Origin of the sequence: Streptomyces sp. NBC_00576 (genome assembly GCF_036345175.1) — a bacterium.
Lineage (GTDB): Bacteria > Actinomycetota > Actinomycetes > Streptomycetales > Streptomycetaceae > Streptomyces.
Map to the genome: position 1 here is coordinate 5,273,747 of NZ_CP107780.1, position 19,224 is coordinate 5,292,970.

General features: G+C 71.4%; 17 protein-coding genes and 2 pseudogenes. 5 read left to right on the forward strand and 14 right to left on the reverse strand.

What is annotated here, in order from left to right; genetic code table 11:
* Positions 1-73: 73 nt before the first annotated feature.
* Positions 74-616 (reverse strand): bacterial proteasome activator family protein, encoded by a 543-nt coding sequence (locus OG734_RS22600; RefSeq protein ID WP_189149520.1) that lies wholly within the window; start codon positions 614-616, stop codon positions 74-76.
* Positions 617-786: 170 nt separating this feature from the next.
* On the opposite strand from OG734_RS22600, the gene OG734_RS22605 reads away from it, so the two are divergent.
* On the forward strand, positions 787-1,188 hold the full coding sequence (locus OG734_RS22605) for a hypothetical protein (protein WP_330289341.1): 402 nt from the start codon (positions 787-789) through the stop codon (positions 1,186-1,188).
* 17 nt (positions 1,189-1,205) lie between these two features.
* On the opposite strand, the gene OG734_RS22610 is transcribed toward OG734_RS22605, so the two are convergent.
* Entirely contained in the window at positions 1,206-2,186 is a 981-nt protein-coding gene (locus OG734_RS22610) for an NAD(P)H-quinone oxidoreductase (RefSeq protein WP_330289342.1), read from the reverse strand.
* Positions 2,187-2,257: 71 nt separating this feature from the next.
* On the opposite strand from OG734_RS22610, the pseudogene OG734_RS22615 reads away from it, so the two are divergent.
* Positions 2,258-2,458: pseudogene (locus OG734_RS22615) on the forward strand (ABC transporter permease); the annotation flags it as partial.
* Positions 2,459-2,630: 172 nt separating this feature from the next.
* Here OG734_RS22615 and tnpA read toward each other — a convergent pair.
* Positions 2,631-2,983, reverse strand: a pseudogene (gene tnpA, locus OG734_RS22620) (IS200/IS605 family transposase); the annotation flags it as partial.
* 24 nt (positions 2,984-3,007) lie between these two features.
* On the opposite strand from tnpA, the gene OG734_RS22625 reads away from it, so the two are divergent.
* Positions 3,008-4,288: an RNA-guided endonuclease InsQ/TnpB family protein gene (locus OG734_RS22625; protein WP_330289343.1), complete on the forward strand. Its 1,281-nt coding sequence runs from the start codon at positions 3,008-3,010 to the stop codon at positions 4,286-4,288.
* A 71-nt stretch (positions 4,289-4,359) separates the two neighbouring features.
* Here the strand turns inward: OG734_RS22625 and OG734_RS22630 are convergent, their stop codons facing one another.
* The 6 genes from OG734_RS22630 to pdhA all read right to left on the reverse strand — a co-directional run bounded on the left by OG734_RS22630 (position 4,360) and on the right by pdhA (position 11,447).
* Complete coding sequence (locus OG734_RS22630) at positions 4,360-5,457, reverse strand: potassium channel family protein (RefSeq protein ID WP_330289344.1); 1,098 nt, start codon at positions 5,455-5,457, stop codon at positions 4,360-4,362.
* A 79-nt stretch (positions 5,458-5,536) separates the two neighbouring features.
* The gene (locus OG734_RS22635; protein WP_330289345.1) at positions 5,537-7,003 is read right to left on the reverse strand and encodes a molybdopterin molybdotransferase MoeA; all 1,467 of its coding nucleotides are present in this window, start codon (positions 7,001-7,003) and stop codon (positions 5,537-5,539) included.
* A complete protein-coding gene (locus OG734_RS22640) occupies positions 7,000-7,932 on the reverse strand; it encodes an NTP transferase domain-containing protein (RefSeq protein WP_330289346.1) in 933 nt (310 codons plus the stop codon). Before OG734_RS22640 ends, OG734_RS22635 begins: the two co-directional genes overlap by 4 nt.
* 55 nt (positions 7,933-7,987) lie before the next feature.
* Complete coding sequence (locus OG734_RS22645) at positions 7,988-9,310, reverse strand: dihydrolipoamide acetyltransferase family protein (RefSeq protein ID WP_330289347.1); 1,323 nt, start codon at positions 9,308-9,310, stop codon at positions 7,988-7,990.
* A complete protein-coding gene (locus tag OG734_RS22650; protein WP_330289348.1) occupies positions 9,310-10,314 on the reverse strand; it encodes an alpha-ketoacid dehydrogenase subunit beta in 1,005 nt (334 codons plus the stop codon). The genes OG734_RS22645 and OG734_RS22650 overlap by 1 nt, the downstream gene beginning before the upstream one ends.
* Positions 10,314-11,447 carry a pyruvate dehydrogenase (acetyl-transferring) E1 component subunit alpha gene (gene pdhA, locus OG734_RS22655; protein ID WP_330289349.1) on the reverse strand — a complete coding sequence of 378 codons (1,134 nt, stop codon included), beginning with the start codon at positions 11,445-11,447 and terminating at the stop codon, positions 10,314-10,316. Before pdhA ends, OG734_RS22650 begins: the two co-directional genes overlap by 1 nt.
* A 175-nt stretch (positions 11,448-11,622) precedes the next feature.
* Here pdhA and OG734_RS22660 point away from each other — a divergent pair, with 175 nt between their 5' ends.
* Positions 11,623-12,123 (forward strand): Lrp/AsnC family transcriptional regulator, encoded by a 501-nt coding sequence (locus tag OG734_RS22660; protein ID WP_443064895.1) that lies wholly within the window; start codon positions 11,623-11,625, stop codon positions 12,121-12,123.
* Between the two features lie 31 nt (positions 12,124-12,154).
* On the opposite strand, the gene OG734_RS22665 is transcribed toward OG734_RS22660, so the two are convergent.
* Entirely contained in the window at positions 12,155-12,745 is a 591-nt protein-coding gene (locus OG734_RS22665) for a TetR/AcrR family transcriptional regulator (RefSeq protein ID WP_330289350.1), read from the reverse strand.
* Positions 12,742-14,256, reverse strand: a complete 1,515-nt coding sequence (locus OG734_RS22670; protein ID WP_330289351.1) for a 3-hydroxyacyl-CoA dehydrogenase — start codon at positions 14,254-14,256, stop codon at positions 12,742-12,744. The genes OG734_RS22665 and OG734_RS22670 overlap by 4 nt, the downstream gene beginning before the upstream one ends.
* A 197-nt stretch (positions 14,257-14,453) precedes the next feature.
* Here OG734_RS22670 and paaN point away from each other — a divergent pair, with 197 nt between their 5' ends.
* A complete protein-coding gene (gene paaN, locus OG734_RS22675; RefSeq protein ID WP_330289352.1) occupies positions 14,454-16,160 on the forward strand; it encodes a phenylacetic acid degradation protein PaaN in 1,707 nt (568 codons plus the stop codon).
* On the opposite strand, the gene OG734_RS22680 is transcribed toward paaN, so the two are convergent.
* Genes OG734_RS22680 through OG734_RS22690 form a run of 3 tightly spaced genes read right to left on the reverse strand, consistent with a single transcriptional unit; the run spans position 16,157 to position 19,010 of the window.
* On the reverse strand, positions 16,157-16,933 hold the full coding sequence (locus tag OG734_RS22680; protein WP_330289353.1) for a TrmH family RNA methyltransferase: 777 nt from the start codon (positions 16,931-16,933) through the stop codon (positions 16,157-16,159). The two genes, paaN and OG734_RS22680, sit on opposite strands and share 4 nt — an antisense overlap.
* On the reverse strand, positions 16,930-18,180 hold the full coding sequence (locus OG734_RS22685; protein ID WP_330289354.1) for an HTTM domain-containing protein: 1,251 nt from the start codon (positions 18,178-18,180) through the stop codon (positions 16,930-16,932). Before OG734_RS22685 ends, OG734_RS22680 begins: the two co-directional genes overlap by 4 nt.
* Positions 18,177-19,010 (reverse strand): DUF5819 family protein, encoded by an 834-nt coding sequence (locus OG734_RS22690; RefSeq protein ID WP_330289355.1) that lies wholly within the window; start codon positions 19,008-19,010, stop codon positions 18,177-18,179. Before OG734_RS22690 ends, OG734_RS22685 begins: the two co-directional genes overlap by 4 nt.
* Positions 19,011-19,224: the final 214 nt, after the last annotated feature.

Genomic DNA, 19,224 nt, shown 5'->3' on the forward strand with positions numbered 1-19,224 from the left:
ATGGAGTGGGGCCCGGCAGCCGGTCGGTCGGCCACCGGGCCCCACTCCATGAGATCTGGGGCGGACTGGCGGACTAGAGGTACGGCCCGCCCGTACGTCCACCTGTCCGCGGGTCGTCATCGCCCTCGTGGCCGCCGACACCCGGGGGCAGCGCGCGGCGCATCTGCTCCAGCTGGGCCCGTGCGGCCATCTGCTGGGCGAACAGGGCGGTCTGGATCCCGTGGAAGAGGCCCTCCAGCCAGCCCACCAACTGGGCCTGCGCGATCCGCAGTTCGGCGTCGCTGGGAATCGCCTCGTCCGTGAACGGCAGGGACAGACGCTCCAGCTCGTCGACCAGCTCCGGCGCCAGACCGTCCTCCAGCTCCTTCACCGAGCTGGCGTGGATCTCCTTGAGCCGGACCCGGCTCGCCTCGTCGAGAGGGGCCGCGCGCACCTCCTCCAGCAACTGCTTGATCATGCTGCCGATCCTCATGACCTTGGCGGGCTGCTCCACCATGTCCGTCACCGGGATCTCGCGGGAGTCGTCGTCACCGCCACCACCGAGAGCCATCCCGTCCTGGCCAACGACCAGGATCTGGGGGTTCTCCGGCGACCTTTCGTTCCTCGGCATCTCCATGTGGCCATTCTCTCCCACCGAGCCGCGGTGTCGGCCGGTGGGTCCGGCCCGGCTCACCGTCCGGGATGCCGGACAGGCGGGTGCGTGTGAGGCTGGTCCAGTCGAATCCCGTCGAATCCCGGCCGGGTGACCGGCGACCGGCGACTCCGCAGCAGGAGGAGGCCACCGACATGACTCCATGGCTCCGCACCCTGCGTACCTGCGGCACCCTGCTGGCCCTCGCGGCCTCCACGCTCGCCGCATCCCCGCACGGCACGACACCGCCGTACTACGCCTCGCACGTCGCCCGGCCCGCCCCCGACGCCTCCCGGGCCGGGAGCCTGGCGGGCGAGGGGCGGGAGCGCCCCGGGCGGCGGGAGTCCGCGCCGCCCGACGAGGCGGCGTACGAGGAGGCCGCCCCCGTCCCCGAGCCCACCTCCGTCCCGGACGAGCCGGGGGATCCCGCCGCCCGGCCCGGCACGGTCTCCGGGCCGGTGCTGCGGATACTGCCGCTCGGCAGCGGGCTGGTCCTGATCGGCCTCGGCCTGGGCCTCGCCTTCCTGGCGCTGCGGCTGCGCGTACGCAGGACGTGACCGGTGAGGACGCCCTGCTACGGGACGACCAGCAGCACCTTCCCCACGTGCCCGCTCTCCTCCACCAGCCGGTGGGCCGCCGCCGCGTCGCTCATCGGGAACTCGCGGTCGACGACCGGCCGGACATGACCGGCGTCGAGCAGCGGCCAGACGTGTTCGCGCACGGCGGCCACGATCGCCGTCTTCTCGGCGAGCGGACGGGCGCGCAGCGAGGTCGCGCTGATCGCGGCCCGCTTGGTGAGGAGCGCGCCGATGTTCAGTTCGGCCTTGACGCCGCCCTGCATACCGATGATCGCGAGCCGTCCGTTGACGGCGAGGGCGCGGACGTTGCGGTCCAGGTACTTGGCGCCCATGTTGTCGAGGATTACGTCGGCACCGGCGCCGCCGGTGGCCTGCTTCAGCTCCTCGACGAAGTCCTGCTCGCGGTAGTTGACGAGGATGTCGGCGCCCAGCTCGGCGCACCGGTCGAGCTTCTCCTTCGTCCCGGCCGTCACGGCGACCCTGGCGCCGAGCGCCTTGGCGAGCTGGATGGCCATGGTGCCGATGCCGCTGGAGCCGCCGTGCACGAGGAAGGTCTCGCCGGAGCGGAGGTGGGAGATCATGAAGACGTTCGACCAGACCGTGCAGGCCACCTCGGGCAGCGCCGCCGCCCGCTTCAGGTCGATGCCTTCGGGCACGGGCAGCAGCTGCCCGGCCGGCACGGCCACCTTCTGGGCGTATCCGCCGCCCGCGAGCAGCGCGCACACCTCGTCGCCGACGGACCAGCCGGACACTCCGGGCCCGACCTCGGCGATCCGGCCGGAACATTCCAGTCCGGGGTACGGGGAGGCGCCGGGCGGCGGGTTGTAGAAGCCCTGGCGTTGCAGGATGTCGGCACGGTTGACGGCGCCGGCCACCACCTCGACCAGCACCTCGCCCTCGCCGGGCACGGGATCGGGGACCTCGGCCCACACCAGCGCCTCGGGCCCTCCGGGTTCGGGAATCGTGATCGCAAGCATGAGGGGACGCTACTCCGCGCCCCGGCGAAATCGGGGTGCGGTCCCGGTCCGACGGAGAGACCGTGGACAGAGCGAACGTCTTCGTCGACCCGAGCACCATGCCCGGCTGGCTCCAGGCCTTCGTCAACAACAGCCCGATCACCCATGTGTCGTCGGCGGTACGGGAGCTGATGGTCGGCGAGTGGCCGGCCGCCGAGATCGCCTGGTCGCTGGGGTGGGCGGGCCTGCTGGTGCTGGTCTTCGGCCCCGTGACGATGCGGCTCTACCTCTGATCTTGCGCAGTGCTCCGTCCTTCAGGGCGGGGGGTGAGGCGCATCCTTGGTGCGGAGGCGCGAAGCGCCGGAGTTCTCTGCGCGTCCGTGGTGACGGTCAGGTGGGTCGCTGCTGGTTCTCGATGTACTGCTTGACAACGGTCAGGGGTGCCCCGCCGCACGATCCGGCGAAGTAGGAACCGGACCAGAAGTGTCCGCCCCACAGGTACCGGCGGACGTGGCTGTCGTATTCCTGGCGGAGCCTGCGGGAGCTGACGCCCTTGAGGGAGTTGACCAGCTTGGAGAGCTGGACTTTGGGCGGGTAGTGACAGGCAGGTGGACGTGGTCCTGTTCGCCGTTGAACTCTTTCAGCTCGGCCTCGAAGTCGGCGCAGACCTCCCGCATGATCTCTTCGGTGCGGGTCAGCATGGCGTCGGTGAACGCGTTCCGCCGGTATTTGGTGACGAAAACCAAGTGAACGTGCAGGTTGTAGACAACATGGCGACCGGTTCTGACATCGGGATGAGGGTTCCAGCGCGGTGACATAAACCAATGCTAGGTTCTCGACTTGTGAGTAAATACACCCTGGTCAAGCGGCAGTTCGGGCACCGTGCCCGGCTTGCGCTGTCTCCTGCCGGGGTTCGCGCAGCGGATGATCAGGCGCACGCGGCCCGCACGATGTGGAACCTGCTGCACGCGTGGTGGCGGATGATGCCGAAGGAAGAGCGGACTCTCGCACACGCGGACGCCGCGATCCGGCAAGCCCGCCAGGACATCGGCTTCCTTGCGGTCCTGCCCGCCCAAGCGGCGCAAGCGGTGCTCAAGACGTACTTCCAGGCGTGGAAGAACTGCTGGGAGGGCCGCGCAGACGCCCCGAACTTCAAGGGCCGCATCCGCACGGTGATGTCCGTGGACATTCCGCAGGGCCGGGACCTGAACATCACCCGCGTACACCGGCGCTGGGGCATGGTCAACATTCCCAAGGTGGGCCGGGTCCGCTTCCGCTGGACCAAAGACCTTCCGGTCGGCAAGGGTGCGGGCGCGGAGAACCGGATCACCGGGGCACGGCTGGTCAAGGACGCGCTCGGCTGGCACCTCGCCTTCCGTGTTCAGGCCCTGGAGGTCAAGCCCGAGCCCCACACCGGGCCGGATGTCGGCATCGACGTGGGCGTCACCGTGTCGCTCGCCCTTTCGGACGGCGAAACGTACGAGCACGGCGCATGGCTGACCGGCAAGGAGAAGGCCAGGCTCCTGCACTTGGAGCAGCGTGCCGCACGGCGTAAGCGGCATCGCAGGCCCGGCGAGCGCACCAGCCGCCGGCTGCACCGCACCTACGACCAGATCGCAGGCCTGCGCGCGAAAGCCAAGCGCCGGGCCCTGGACTGGCAGCACCAGGCGACCACCGCCATCGCCAAGCAGTACGGCACGGTCGTGGTCGAAGCACTCACCATCACGAACATGGTCAAGTCCGCCAGGGGCACCGTCGAGGAGCCGGGGAAGAACGTCGCCCAGAAGTCCGGGCTGAACCGCTCCATCAGCCAGGAGGCATGGGGTCGGACGGTCGCCATGCTGGCGTACAAGACTGCCCAGCACGGCGGCACCTTGGTCAAGGTCCCTGCCCCCGGCACCTCCCGACGCTGCTCGGCGTGCGGCTCCACCACGCCCGGCAGCCGGGAGTCCCAGGCCGTGTTCGTGTGCAAGAACCCGGACTGCGGCTGGTCGGGCAACGCCGACCACAACGCGGCCCGCAACGTCCTGCACCTGTACCGGACGGGCCTCGCGCTCATCCCGGCTGCCGGGAGGGCAGTCGTCAGGCGCGCGCAGCGCGTCAAGCCCGCTACCGCGAGGTAAGCAGGAATCTCCCGGCTTCAGCCGGGAGAGCACTTCAAAACCGCAAGTAGCCAGGAAGCAGAAAGCAGGCGTCAGTTGTCACGGATCGGACGGATGTCGGGCGCCACATGCGCGCCCGGCGTCGCCCGCATGATCGTGATGAGCCGGTCGGCCACCTGAAGCTCCCCGATGGACGGATCGTCGTATCCCAGCACGCGATGCCCGCGTACGACACTCACGACGAGGTCGTCCGTCTCTCGGGGCCCCTTGCCCACCTCGGCCTTTATGACCGGTCGTTCGACGATGTCGAGCCCGCTGCCCTGCTGGATGAGGTCCTCCATGACCATGCCGGCGGCGGGACTGAGCACGGACAGCCCGAGCAGCCTCCCGGCCGCGCTCGCACTCGTGATGACGGCATCGGCGCCGGACTGTTTGAGCAGCGGCGCGTTCTCCTCCTCGCGCACGGCGGCCACGATCTTCGCCGTGCGGTTGAGCTGCCGGGCCGTCAGGGTGACGAGGACGGCCGTGTCGTCGCGCTGGGTGGCGATGATGATCTGCCGCGCCTTCTGCACTTCGGCCCGCAGCAGTACGTCGCTGCGTGTGGCGTCGCCGACCACTCCGGCATACCCCTCGGCGGTGGCCGCGTCCACGGCCTTGGCACTGGGGTCGACGACCACGACCTGTTCCTTCTTCAGCCCGGTGACACAGACGGTCTGTACGGCCGACCGTCCCTTGGTCCCGAACCCGATGACAACGGTGTGCTCTCGCAAGGCCGCCCTCCAGCGGTTCTGGCGCCACTCCTCGCGTGTGCGTTCCGTGAGGACTTCGAGAGTCGTGCCGACCAGGATGATCAGGAAGAGCACGCGCAGCGGTGTGATGACGAAGATGTTGGTGAACCGGGCGGCGTCGCTGACGGGCGCGATGTCGCCGTATCCGGTGGTGGAGAGGGTGACGGTCGCGTAGTAGAAGGCGTCGAGGAGGCTGACGGATCCGTCGGCGTTGTCGCTGTAGCCGTCATGGTCGGCGAAGACGATGAGTGCGGTCCCCACCAGCACCAGCAGGGCCATGGCGACGCGTTTGCCGACCTGGCGGATCGGCCGTTCCACCACGGTCCGGGGAAGTTTCACCCGATGGGTCACCAGATGCTCGTCCGCCTGGCGGGCGATGGCGTCATGGCCCGGCAGTTTCACGTGAAACATCCTCCATTGACACTGCGGCGGGCACTGTTCGAGATCTTCCGACCCTTCCGACCCTTCCAGCCTGAATGTTTCACGTGAAACACACCCCGACTTCGGCGGCTGCCGACCAGGGCAGGTCGAGCAGTTCCAGTTCCTGACCGGCGCGTGCACCGCCGGGCGGTACAACCGCGAGGGCCTCGGCCGCCGCGATACCGCGCAGCATGGCCGGCCCGTTGTAGTGCAGCGGCACGGCACGGTCGCCGCGTAGGACGACGGGAACGAGCCGGGTGTCGTGCGGATGCCCGTGCACCTCGTCCTTGAGCGGCAGCGTGTACGGCTCCGGCGCCGCCCGTCCCGCGAGGGTCCGCAGCAGGGGCTCGGCGAGGGTGAGCAGCCCGGAGACGGCGGCCAGCGGGTTGCCGGGCAGCCCGACGAGGTGCTGGTTCTCCTTCAACCGGGCCAGCAGCATGGGATGCCCGGGGCGCACCTGGACGCCGTTCACGAGCAGCTCGGCGCCGAGGCGGCGCAGGGTGGGGTGGACGTGGTCGACAGGTCCGGCGGCGGTGCCTCCGGTGGTCACGACGATCTCGGCGGGGGAGTTCCTCAGTGCCTCGTAGAGCGCCTCGGCGTCGTCCCCGAGCCTGCGTACGGCGATGACGTCGGCGCCGAGCGAGCGCAGCCAGGGCGGCAGCATCGGGCCGAGCGCGTCCCGGATCAGACCGTCGTGCGGCAGCCCCTCGGTGAGCAACTCGTCGCCCAGGACGAGGACTTCGACCCGGGGGCGAGGGATCGCGGCGAGGGTGTCGTACCCGGCGGCCGCCGCGAGTCCGAGCACCGCTGGGGTCACGAAGGTGCCGGTGGGCAGCAGCTGGTCGCCGGAGCGGCACTCCTGGCCGCGCGGACGAATGTCCTGGCCGTGGCTCATCGTGGGGGTCCCCCCGCTCGAGCGAAGCCGAGAGTGGGGGAGGGTTGCGTGCAGCCGGCCCTTGTCGTCGGTGCGGCCGTGCTCGCTGCGCAGTACGGCGGTCGTGTCGTGCGGGATGCGGGCGCCCGTCGCGATCCGTACCGCTTCGCCGTCGGTGAGCGGCTCGGGCTGCGCGTGCCCGGCGAGCACACCGGCCTCACGCACATCCCAGGGGCCGGGGCCCGCCACCGCCCAGCCGTCCATCGCGGACGTGTCGAAGGAGGGGAGGTCTGTGAGGGCCGCGAGAGGGGCGGCGAGGACCAGGCCGAGGGCGGCGTCGAGGGGGACGGAAACGGGCGCCGAGGCGGTACGGGGAACCTGGCGGGCGGCGCGCTCGGCGATGGCGCGGGCCTGGGGCCAGGGGGTGGCCCGGGGGCGTGCGGTGGCGGGAGCCGGGGTGGGTGTGAGGTCTCCGCTGGTGCTGCGGCCCGGCTGGTCGGCCTCCACGTCGTAGACGCCCTCCCCTGTGGGGGCCGGTACTCCGGCGCCCCCGGGGGTCGGCCCCTCGCTCTGCTTACCGCCGTTGTTGCCTTCGTTCACGAGGGCGAGCGCCTCCTCGGCGCCGAGGTCGTCCAGGTCGCTGCGGGCGGTCATCCGGCGTCCGGGCTGTCTGCGCTGTCTGGGGATTTGCCCGCCCCGGACTCGGCGTCGGCTGCCGCGGCCTCGTCGGCCCAGCGCAACGCGAGGGCGACGGCCTTGCGGGTGGCCTCGGCGACCACCTCGGGGCCTCCCCCGGCCCGGCCCGCCGCGTATCCGACGAGGAACGTCGTCAGCGGGGCGGCCGGCCTGGCCACTCCGTGCGCGGCGTCGCGGGCGAGGTCGAGGAGGAGGGTGGTGTCGACGTCCAGGTCGATGCCCAGTTCGTCCTTGGCTGCGGAAATCCATTCGTCCAACACGTGCCCATGCTCCCTGATGCGTGCTCTGGCGGCGGCGATGTCGTCCCAGGTGTCGCAGTCGAAGGACGCGACGGGGTCGGACACACGGGTGAGTTCCAGCGCGGCGGTCAGCCGGCGCAGCGGCAGACCGGTGAGGCCGCCGTGTTCGTGGGTGAGCGCGCCCAGCTCCCGGCGCAGCGCGGACACCCGGTACGCGGCCACGAGCGGCTGGTCCCGGCCGCCGGTGTCGGTGAGCAGCGCACCCTCGGCGCCGCCCGTCCGCAGGGCGCCGAGCAGCCGTCGTACCGTCGCCGGTTCGAGGAACGGGAGATCGGCGGAGAGTACGACGACGTGCTCGGCGTCGGTGTGTCGCAGGCCCGCGTCCAGCGCGGCGACGGGTCCGCCGCCCGGCGGGTCCTCGTGCGCCCAGGTGACGGGCCGTGCGGTGGGCCGGGGGCCGGCCACGACCACGGTGGTGCCGGCGTCGGCGCAGGCGGCGAGCACCCGGTCGAGCAGCGCGCGCCCGCCCACCCGTACGCCGGGCTTGTCTGCGCCGCCGAGCCGCCGGGCGGCCCCGCCCGCGAGCACGACGGCGTCGTAGCCGTCGGCGCCGGGGGTCCCTGTGGGCTGGGGCTCGTAGGCGGTCACCCTCCGAGTATGCGGGCCGCCGCCGATCACAGGGAATCTGTGCGCGCCACCCTGATCACAGCGTGCGCAGCAGCACCGCCGGTTGTTCGACACAGTCCGCCACATAGCGCAGGAAACCGCCCGCCGTGCCGCCGTCGCACACCCGGTGGTCGAAGGTGAGCGACAGCTGGACGACCTGGCGCACCGCCAGTTCGCCCTCATGCACCCACGGCTTGGGCACGATCCGGCCGACGCCGAGCATGGCCGCCTCGGGGTGGTTGATGATCGGCGTGGAGCCGTCGACGCCGAACACGCCGTAGTTGTTCAACGTGAAGGTGCCGCCGGTGAGTTCGGCGGGCGTGAGCGTGCCGGCCCTGGCCGCTTCGGTCAGCCGCGCGATCTCCGCACTCAGGGCCTCGGCGTTCCTGGTGTGCGCGTCCCGTACGACGGGGACGACGAGCCCGCGTTCGGTCTGGGCGGCGAAGCCGAGGTGGACGCGGTCGAGCCGGACGATCTCCCTGGCCTCCAGGTCGACCGTGGAGTTCAGGTCGGGATAGCGGGCGAGGGCGGCCGTGCAGATACGGGCGAGCAGGGCGAGGAGGGAGATCTTCGGGCCCCCGCCGCCGTTCATGTGCACGCGCGCGTGCATCAGTTCCGTCGCGTCGGCGTCCACCCAGCAGGTCGCGTCCGGGATCTCGCGCCGACTGCGGGAGAGCTTGTCGGCGACGGCACCACGGATGCCCTTGAGAGGGACACGCGTGCCCTCGGTGGGGGCGGAGGTGGGGTGCGCCGCGGGCACCGGACCAGCGGTCGGGGCCGGGGACTCGGTCCGCGTGGCGCCGCCGTACAGGGCGCGCTCCACGTCGGCGCGCAGAATCAGTCCGTTGGGCCCGGAGCCCGCCAACTCCCGCAGATCCAGGCCGTTCTCGCGGGCGAGCCTGCGCACGAGCGGCGAGATGACCGGAACGGGACCGTCGCCCCGGGCGGGGGCGGGGGCCTGCACGTCCGTGCTCTTGAGGGCCACCGGAGCGGCGGGCGCCGTCTGTTCCCGCTGTACCCTTCGCCGCCGCGCGGGCGCCTCGGAAGTCCCGTACCCCACCAGCACGTTGCCGGAGCCCTGGGCCGCGTCACCGGCCGGGTCGGAGTGGGCCGGTGTCCCGACCGCGACCGTCACCAGGGGTGCCCCGACGGGCAGTTCGGTGCCCTCCTCGCCGAAGCGGGCGGTGACGACACCGCCGTACGGACACGGCACGTCGACCATCGCCTTGGCCGTCTCGACCTCGACGACCGGCTGGTCGACGGCGACGACCTCGCCGACCTCGACCAGCCAGCGCACGATCAGCGCCCCGGTGAGTCCCTCGCCGAGGTCGGGGAGCCTGAACTCCAGTACCTGTGCCATCAGCGTTCCGCCTCCCACTGCAGCCGTCCCACGGCGTCCAGGACACGGTCGACGCCGGGCAGGTGATGCCGCTCCAGCATCGGCGGCGGGTACGGGATGTCAAATCCGGCGACGCGCAGCACCGGCGCCTCCAGATGATGGAAGCAGCGCTCCGTGACGCGGGCCGCGATCTCCCCGCCGGGGCCGCCGAAACCGCCCGACTCGTGGACGACCAGGGCCCGCCCGGTCCGGCGTACCGAGGCGCACACCGTCTCGTCGTCGAACGGGACCAGGGAACGCAGGTCGACGACCTCCAGGTCCCAGCCCTCCGCCTCCGCCGCCCGAGCCGCCTCCAGGCAGACTGGCAGGGACGGCCCGTACGTGATGAGCGTGGCGCTGCGGCCGGGGCGCCGCACCACCGCGCGTCCTATCGGTTCAACGGCCGACGGCTCGTCCGGGTTCCAGGAGTCCTTCGACCAGTACAGGCGCTTGGGCTCCAGGAAGACCACCGGGTCGTCGGAGGCGATGGCGGCCCGCAGCAGGCCGTACGCGTCGGCGACCGTGGCGGGCGTGACGACATGGAGGCCCGGGGTCGCCATGTAGTAGGCCTCGGAGGAGTCGCTGTGGTGTTCGACGCCGCCGATGCCGCCCCCATAGGGCACCCGGACGGTGATCGGCAGGGGCATGGCCCCGCGCGTGCGGTTGCGCATCCGGGAGACGTGCGAGATCAGCTGCTCGAACGCGGGATAGGCGAACGCGTCGAACTGCATCTCGACGACCGGGCGCAGGCCGTACATGGCCATGCCGACGGCCGCACCGAGGATGCCGGCCTCGGCCAGCGGGGTGTCGGTGCAGCGGTCCTCGCCGAACTCCTTGGCGAGCCCGTCGGTGACCCGGAAGACCCCGCCGAGGGTGCCGACGTCCTCACCCATGACGTGCACGGTGGGGTCGGCGGCCATGGCGTCGCGCATCGCGCGCGTGAGGGCCTGCGCCATGGTGGCGGGTTTGAGGGCGACGGTGGTCATCAGTGCGACCCCTCCGCCTCGGCCTCGAGCTCGGCCCGCAACTGGGCCCGCTGCTCGCGCAGTTGGGGGGTGGGCTCGGCGTACACCTGGGCGAACAGGTCCATGGGGTCGAGCACCGGGTCCTGGTTCATCCGGGCGCGCAGGTCGGCGGCGAGTGCCTCGGCGTCGTCGCGCGCGGCCCTGATGCCGTCCTCGTCGAGCAGCCCGCGCGCGGTGAGCTCCTGTTCCAGGAGGTCGATCGGGTCGTGCTCGCGCCAGGCGGCGACCTCGGAGTCGGCCCGGTAGCGCTTGTCGTCGTCGGCGTTGGTGTGCGCCTCCACCCGATAGGTCACCGCCTCGACGAGCGTGGGACCACCACCCGCGCGCGCGTGGCGTACGGCCTCGCTCAGGACGTCGTACATGGCGACCGCGTCGTTGCCGTCGACCAGGCGGCCCGGCATCCCGTAGCCGACGGCCTTGTGGGCCAGCGACGGGGCGGCGGTCTGCTTGGCGAGGGGCACGGAGATCGCGAAGCCGTTGTTCTGGACCAGGAAGACGACCGGCGCCTGCCACACGGCGGCGAAGTTCAGCGCCTCGTGGAAGTCGCCCTCACTGGTGCCGCCGTCACCGACCATCGCCAGCGCGACCACGTCGTCGCCCTTGAGACGGGCGGCGTGCGCGAGCCCGACGGCGTGCGGCAGCTGCGTCGCGAGCGGGGTGCACAGCGGTGCCACCCGGTGTTCACGCGGGTTGTAGCCGGTGTGCCAGTCACCGCGCAGCAGCGTCAGCGCCTGTACGGGGTCCACACCCCGGGCGACCACGGCGAGCGTGTCCCGGTAGCTGGGGAAGAGCCAGTCGCGGTCCTCCAGGACGAGCGCGGCGGCCACCTCGCAGGCCTCCTGGCCGACGCTGGAGGGGTACACGGCTAGCCGGCCCTGCTTGGTGAGAGCGGTGGCCTGCGCGTTGTACCGGCGCCCGCGCACCAGCTGCGCGTACAGCCGGCGCAACAGCCCGGGATCCGCCTGCGCCGCCGCCTCGGTGCCGAGGACGCGGTACGGAGCCGCGTCGGGCAGCAGCGGCGCGGGGTCGGTACGGGGCTGCCAGGCGGGCGGCGGCGTAGGGCGGTACGCACCTCGCTGCTCCATCACCGTCATGACGGCACCTCCTCGTGGGAGACGGCTTCGGGCGCGCCACGGATGTGACCCGCCTCACCTACCGATTGTTCGGTCGTCGGCACATTTTGGCTACAGGCACCGTCAGGCTGTGGACAAACGGTTCTCCACAGCCTGAGATGAATGCAGTACGTCCATGGCAGGGAGGCGGGGGCACATGGCAGCTGAACAAATGGCCGAGCGCGCGGAAGGCGGCGGCGCCCTGCCGCCCCCGCGCCCGCTGGACGCCATTGATCAGGACATCCTGCAGATGCTCCAGGCGGACGGCCGCGCCTCGATCCGGTCCGTGGCCGAACGCGCGCACGTTTCGCGGGCCAACGCCTACGCGCGCATCAACCGCCTCATCGAGGACGGCGTGATCCGCGGTTTCGGCGCCCGCGTGGACCACGAACGCGCCGGGCAGGGCACGTCGGCGTACATCACCCTGAAGATCGTCCAGAACTCCTGGCGCACGGTCCGCGAGCAGCTGAGGCAGCTCCCCGGGGCGGACCACATCGCCCTGGTGGGCGGCGACTTCGACGTACTCCTGCTGGTCCACACCCCCGACAACAAGGCGCTGCGCGAGCTGGTGCTGATGCGTCTCCAGGCGATCCCGGAGGTGCTCAGCACGCGCACGCTGCTCGTCTTCGAGGCGGAGGACCTGGAACCGCAGGCCTGAGTCACCCCCGGAGTCACCCCGAAGGGGTGGCTCACTCCGGTTTGCGCAGCCCCCCGAAGACCAGCCGCACCACCGCGTCGGCGACCTCCCGCTCGCCCATGCCTCGACCGTCCGGCCGGTACCACTCCACGACCGAGTTGATCATCCCGAAGACGAGCCGCGTCGCCAGCCGCACCTCCACGTCACCGCGTATGTCGCCCTCGGCAGCGGCCGCCTTGAGCAGCTCGGCGACCTGGTGGTCGAAGTCGCGCCGCCGTTCCAGGGCCCGGCGCTCGGCGTCGGTGTTGCCGCGCACACGCAGCAGCAGCGTCACGTACGGCAGTTCGGCTATGAGCACCTCGACCATGCGCCGTACGACGTACTCCAGCCGTCCGGCGGCCGGCCCCACGCGCGCGTGCTCCTCGTCGAGGATCCCGAAGAGCCCGTCCAGCGCCCGGTTGACGGCCAGCCGCAGCAGCTCCTCCTTGCCGGTGACGTGGTGGTAGATCGACGACTTGGAGATACCCGCGGCCTTGGAGAGGTGCTCCATGGAGGTGCCGTCGTAGCCGCGCTCGTTGAACACCTGGACGGCGACGTGGAGCAGCGTCTGCGTGGTGTACGTGTCGCGCTTGGCGGTGGTCATGGGGTGCCCTCCCGCTTGTCGGTGGCGTACGCGTGGCGGTAGAGCGCGAGGGACGGCGCGTACCGTCCGCTCGGGTCGCGCTGGTGGAGTTCGTCGAGGATCTCGTGCGCCCAGCTCCGGCCGAGCCTGCGGCTCCACTCGAAGGGCCCGAGCGGGTAGTTGACGCCGAGGCGCATCGCCGTGTCGACGTCCTCCTCGGTGGCGACGCCCTTGGCGACGGCGTCGTGCGCGAGGTCGATCATCCGGGCCACCGTACGGGCGACGATCATGCCAGGGGCGTCCCCGAGGACGCTGACGTCCTTGCCGAGCGCCTGGAAGAGGCCGATGGCCTCGGAGAGGGTCTGCGGCTGGGTGTCCTGGGAGGCGGACACGGCGATGCGGGTGGCCCGCCGGTAGTCGAGGGCAAGGTCGAAGTAGACGACGTCACGGAACTCGACGCTGGTCTGCCCGTCGGCGAGGACCAGCTGACCGCCGCTGGGCAGTACCAGCCGGGTGCCGTGGTCCTCCTCGTCCTCACGGACGGGAATGCCCGCCTCGCGGATCAACGCGAGGAGGTCGGACGCGGGGCCCAGGTCGCCCTCGGCGGCGACGTACGCGGGCGCCTGGGCCTCCTCCGCGGTGTGCGGTTCGGCTCGCTCGGCATCGTCCCCGTACTCGTACCAGCCCTGCCCGGTCTTGCGGCCGAGCCGGCCCGACTCGACGAGCCGCCGCTGGGCGAGCGAAGGCGTGAACCGCACGTCCTGGAAGAAGGCCTGCCACACGGAGTGGGTGACGGCCTCGTTGACGTCCTGCCCGATGAGGTCGGTCAGTTCGAAGGCACCCATTCTGAACCCGCCGCACTCGCGCAGCACCGCGTCGATGGTGGCGGGGTCGGCGGACTGGGCCTCGTACGCCGCGAAGGCCTCCGCGTAGAAGGGCCGGGCGAGGCGGTTGACGATGAAGCCGGGGGTGTCGGCGCAGGCGACCGGGGTCTTGCCCCAGGCGCGGGCCATCTCGTACGCGCGCGTGGCCGACGTGACGTCGGTGGCGAAGCCGGAGACGACCTCCACGAGGGGGAGCAGCGGCGCCGGGTTGAAGAAGTGCAGACCCACGAACCGCCCGGGGTTGCGCAGAACGCCCCCGATGGCGGTGACGGACAGGGAGGAGGTGTTGGTGGCGAGCAGACAGTCGTCGTCGACCACGTCCTCCAGGGCACGCATCAACTCCTGCTTCACGTCGAGCTGTTCGATGACGGCCTCGATGACGAGGGAGCAGTCGGCGAGTTCGGCGAGGCTCCCGGCGGCGTGCAGCCGGCCCCGCGCCGCGTCCCGCTCGGCCGCCGTCAGCCGGTCCTTCTCGACGAGCCGGTCGAGGCGCGCGCCGATCGCGTCGACGGCGTCCTGGGCCCGCCCGGGCGCGGCATCGAACAGCCGTACGTGATGACCGGCGACCAGCGCGACCTGGGCGATGCCCTGGCCCATGGTGCCGGTGCCGACGACGGCCACGGGGCTGCTGAGGTCGAGTGCTGTCATGTGCGCGATCCTCCCGCACGAGGTTGTCCACAGATGCGGCGGACCCCCTTGTCCCGACCGATCGTTCGGTTACTCTAACTCTGTCGTGCCTTTTCTGCCCAGGTCATGTCCCAGTTCATGTACCGGTTCATGCACCAGTTCGTGTCCCAGGTCATGAGCTCAACGAAGTGCTCTTGAGACGAGGAGTTGGTCCCCTGATGGCCGCCGAACTCACCGCGCACCAGCTGATCGCCCAGCACCGGCCCACCCTCGACCAGGCGCTGGAAGCGATCCGCACGCGCGCGTACTGGTCCCCGCACCCCGAACACCCCAAGGCTTACGGGGAGGACGGCAGCCTGAGCCTGGCCGCCGGCAAGGCCGCCTTCGACGCCGTCCTGAACACCCGCCTCGACCTGGACCAGCCCGGCACGGACGACTGGGTGGGCGGCGAGGTGTCCCCGTACGGCATCGGGCTGGGCGTCATCTACCCGCACGCGGACGTCGACGTGCTGCTGCCCGCCATGAAGGCCGGCCAGCGCGTCTGGCGCGACGCGGGCGCGGAGGTCCGCGCGATGGTCTGTCTGGAGATCCTCAGGCGGATCAGCGGCCGGACGCACGAGTTCGCGCACGCGGTCATGCACACCAGCGGTCAGGCCTTCATGATGGCGTTCCAGGCCGGGGGCCCGCACGCCCAGGACCGCGGCCTGGAAGCGGTGGCGTACGCGTACGCGGAGCAGGTCCGAACCCCCGGCACCGCGGAGTGGACCAAGCCCCAGGGCAAGCGCGACCCACTGGCCCTCACGAAGGAGTTCACGCCGGTCCCGCGCGGCATCGCACTCCTCATCGGCTGCAACACGTTCCCCACGTGGAACGGCTACCCGGGCCTGTTCGCGTCCCTGGCCACGGGCAACGCGGTCCTCGTGAAGCCCCACCCGCGCGCGGTGCTGCCGCTCGCGCTGACGGTCGGCGTCGCGCGCGAGGTCCTGGCGGAGGCCGGCTTCGACCCGAACCTGGTGGCCCTGGCCGCCGAGCGCCCCGGCGAGGGCATCGCGAAGACCCTGGCGACCCGCCCGGAGATCCGCATCGTCGACTACACGGGCTCGACGTCGTTCGGCGACTGGCTGGAGGCCAACGCCCGCCAGGCGCAGGTCTACACGGAGAAGGCCGGCGTCAACACGGTGATCGTGGAGTCGACCGGCAACTACAAGGGCATGCTGTCGAACCTCGCCTTCGCCCTCTCCCTGTACAGCGGCCAGATGTGCACCACCCCGCAGAACCTCCTCATCCCCCGCGACGGCATCCGCACGGAGGAGGGCCCCAAGTCGTACGACGAGGTGGTCACCGACCTCGCCGCCGCGGTCGGCGGCCTCCTGGGCGACGACGCGCGCGCGAACGGGCTGCTGGGCGCGATCGTCAACCCCGATGTGAAGGCACGGCTGGAGGCGGCGGCCGCACTCGGCGAGGTCGCCCTGGCCTCACGGGAGATCGTGAACCCCGACTTCCCGGACGCGGTGGTCCGTACGCCCGTCATCGTGAAGCTCGACGGCGCGCGGAAATATTGGGACGGGGCGGACGACGAGGCCGCCTACATGAGCGAGTGCTTCGGTCCGGTCTCCTTCGCCGTCGCGGTCGACTCGGCCGCCGACGCGGTGCAACTGCTGCGACGGACGATCCGGGACAAGGGCGCGATGACGGTCGGCGCGTACACGACCGACACGGAGTTCGAACAGGCCGTCCAGGAGGCCTGTCTGGAGGAGTGCGCCCAGTTGTCGCTGAACCTGACCGGCGGGGTGTACGTCAACCAGACGGCCGCCTTCTCCGACCTCCACGGTTCGGGCGGCAACCCGGCGGCGAACGCGGCACTGTGCGACGGCGCGTTCGTGGCGAACCGGTTCCGGGTGGTGGAGGTGCGCCGGGAGGCCTAGAAACTCCCGTTGCCGGTGACGCTCCAGTGGTACAGCGTCATGGCCACGCTGGTCGCCAGGTTGTAGCTGGAGACCTGGGGGCGCATCGGGAGGGACACCAGATGGTCGCCGCGCGCGCGTAGGTCGGGTGACAGCCCGCTGCGCTCGGAACCGAAAGCGAGTACGGCGTCGTCCGGGAGCTTCAGCCCCCGGATGTCGTCGCCCTCCGGATCGAGCGCGAACACCGGCCCGGCCGGCAGCTCGGCCACCGCCAGCCGCTCCACGGCGGTCGCGAAGTGCAGCCCCGCCCCACCGCGTACGACGGTGGGGTGCCAGGGGTCGAGGGTGCCGGTGGTGACGACCCCGGTCGCGCCGAAACCGGCCGCGAGCCGGATCACGGCCCCGGCGTTGCCGAGATTGCGCGGGTCGTCGAGGACGACGACGGGCGCGGACCGGGGCGTACGCGCGAGCGCCTCCAGGTTGGCGGCGCGCGAGGGCCGTACGGCCAGGGCGGCCACCGCGGTGGGGTGCGCGCGCGGCACGAGGGACGTGTAGGTCGGCTCCGGGACCTCGGCCAGGAGGGCGTCCAAGGTGTCCCGTACGTCCGGAGCCAGCTCGTCGGCGAGATCCAGCGCCGCCCGTCGGTCGGTCGTCACGGCCACCGGAATCCGCGCGCCGAAGCGGACGGCGTGCTTGAGGGCGTGGAAGCCGTCGAGCAGTACGCAGGCGCCCGCGAGCCGGTGCCAGTCGGTCACCGGGTCGGTTGCCGGCCCCGTCACTGCGTCCGTCGTCATGCCTTGAAGCCTACGTGCGGGGGCTCCGCCGTCTCGTCGGCCGCCCCGGAGGTCCGCTCGCCCGGCACGGCCCGTCCGTCGCCCGGCAGGCGGGCGAGAAGGCGCACACGCGTGCGTGCCGCCCACTCGCCGAGGCGGCGCAGGAAGGAGGTCGGCAGGAACACCGCGTCCGCGGCGATCATCGCGAGGGAGAAGAAGGGCAGTCCGAGGACGACGGCGATCACGGCGTGCTCGGTCATCATCACGGCCAGCAGGACGTTCTTGACCCTCCGGTTGAAGAGCGTGAAGGGGAAGGCGACCTGCACGACCACCGTTCCGTACGTCACCAGCATCACCATCGTGCCGCTCGACGACATCAGGTCGGAGAGGGCGGGCCACGGGGAGAAGTAGTCGAGGTGGAGCGGGTAGTAGACGGCGGTGCCGTCCTGCCAGCGCGAGCCCTGGATCTTGTACCAGCCGGCCGTCGCGTAGATCAGACAGGCCTCGGCCATGATCACGAAGAGGGCCGCGTTGTGGACGAGGTTGCCGACGATGTCGAGAAGCATCCGGGGCTCGCCGCCCTGCTCCCGGCGCGCCACGGCCCACCACACGCCCTGCGCCAGCCACATGCCCCAAAGGATCACCGGGACCAGCAGGTCACCGTCGAGCTTGCCGGCTGCGGTACCGGCGACGAGGAGCGTCCCGAGGACGGCCCAGAGCGCGGGGCCCACCCGGTCCGGAGCGGCGTCGAAGAGCACGCGTGCGCGTGCCTTGCGCGCCCGCCGGGCGTCCAGGGACCACACCTGGCCGCAGCGCGTGAACACCAGATAGAGGGACATCAGGTGCAGGACGTTGTCGCCGCCGTCGCCCACGAAGATGCTGCGGTTCTGGAGCGAGAGCACACCGACCATGAAGACCACGGACAGGGTGCGGGTGCGCCAGCCGAGCAGGAGAAGAAGACTGGCGAGGACCGCGAGCACATAGACGAGCTCGAACCAGACCTGGCTGCCGGACCACATCAGGACCGTGAAGGCGCCGTTCTCCGCGATGAGCTGCTGGGCGAGATCCCAGCTCCAGGGGCCGTCGGGGCCGTACAGCTCCTGCCGGTGCGGGAACTCGCGCAGCAGGAACAGCAGCCAGGTCGCCGAGAAGCCGATACGGACGACGGCACTCTGGTAGGGGCCCAGTGCGGTCTCGGTGACGCGGCCGATGGCCTGGGAGACCGACCTGGAGAGCGACCGGGACGCCGCGGGCGCGAGGCGGGTCATGAGCCGTCCGCCTTCGTCGCATCAGCGGTGCCCGCCGCCTCGGCCGCCTCGTCGTCAGGGACGGGCCACCAGGGCAGTACGCGGTACGTGGGCTTCTCGGGCACCTGCTCCTGGCTCCAGTCGGGCGGTCGGACGTTCGTGCTGCGGGAGCGGACCTGGACGCGGTCGATCGTGCCGCCGGGACCGGCCGCGTCCTCGCGGTCGAGGCGCAGGACGACGATGCGGCGCAGATACTGCTCGGCCAGGGCCCCGCGCAGACCCGAGGGACGGTTCTGGGCGTCGTGCGAGCCGACAAGAAAGTCCCACGCCCGGCGCAGCTCGTTCTGCTGGGTGTGGCTCGGCACCGGATTGCCGTCGATGGCCTCGCCGTCCAGCGCGGAGAGGTCGTACCAGCCGGTCGTCCGGGCCCCGCCGTCGGCGGTACGGACATCGGCGCGGACCTCGACGGCAATGTTCTGCTGCAGCGGGTTGGGGGCGAAGAGCTTCCAGTTCTGTTCGAACTCCGGGTAGATCCAGTCGTCGATCGTCCGGGAGTGCTCCTTGGTGACCGTGTTCGAGGGCGCGACGTGCAGAAACACCATCCCGAGGTGGACACACGCGGCCACGGCGACGACCGCGACGGCGAGAGCGGCGCCTATCTGGTACGGGAGTGAGAGGGCGGCCAGGGTCGGGCGTGGGGCTTCCCCGGGGGCCGGGTGAGGTGCGGCGCTGTCGTCCGGCGGCCCGGGCTGGGGACCGTCGAACTGAGGACCGTCGGGCGGGGAGCCCTCGGCCTCGCCGGGCTCGTCGCGCCCGTGCCGGGCGGCCGAGCCTGCCTCGTACGCGTCCATTGCGCCCCGTCTCCCGATACCCGGTCCCATCGCGCCTGCGGCGTGCGCACGGGCACGGTACTCAGGGCCGCCCGCCCGGCGCAGCCCCCTGCGCACACCTGCACGACCTGTGCACGGTGCCCGGACAGCCGTTGACACCCTACGACCCACCACTGGAGCACCCATTCGAACAGACCGAACGATCGGTCGACATCGCGCACCCTCCCGTCCCATC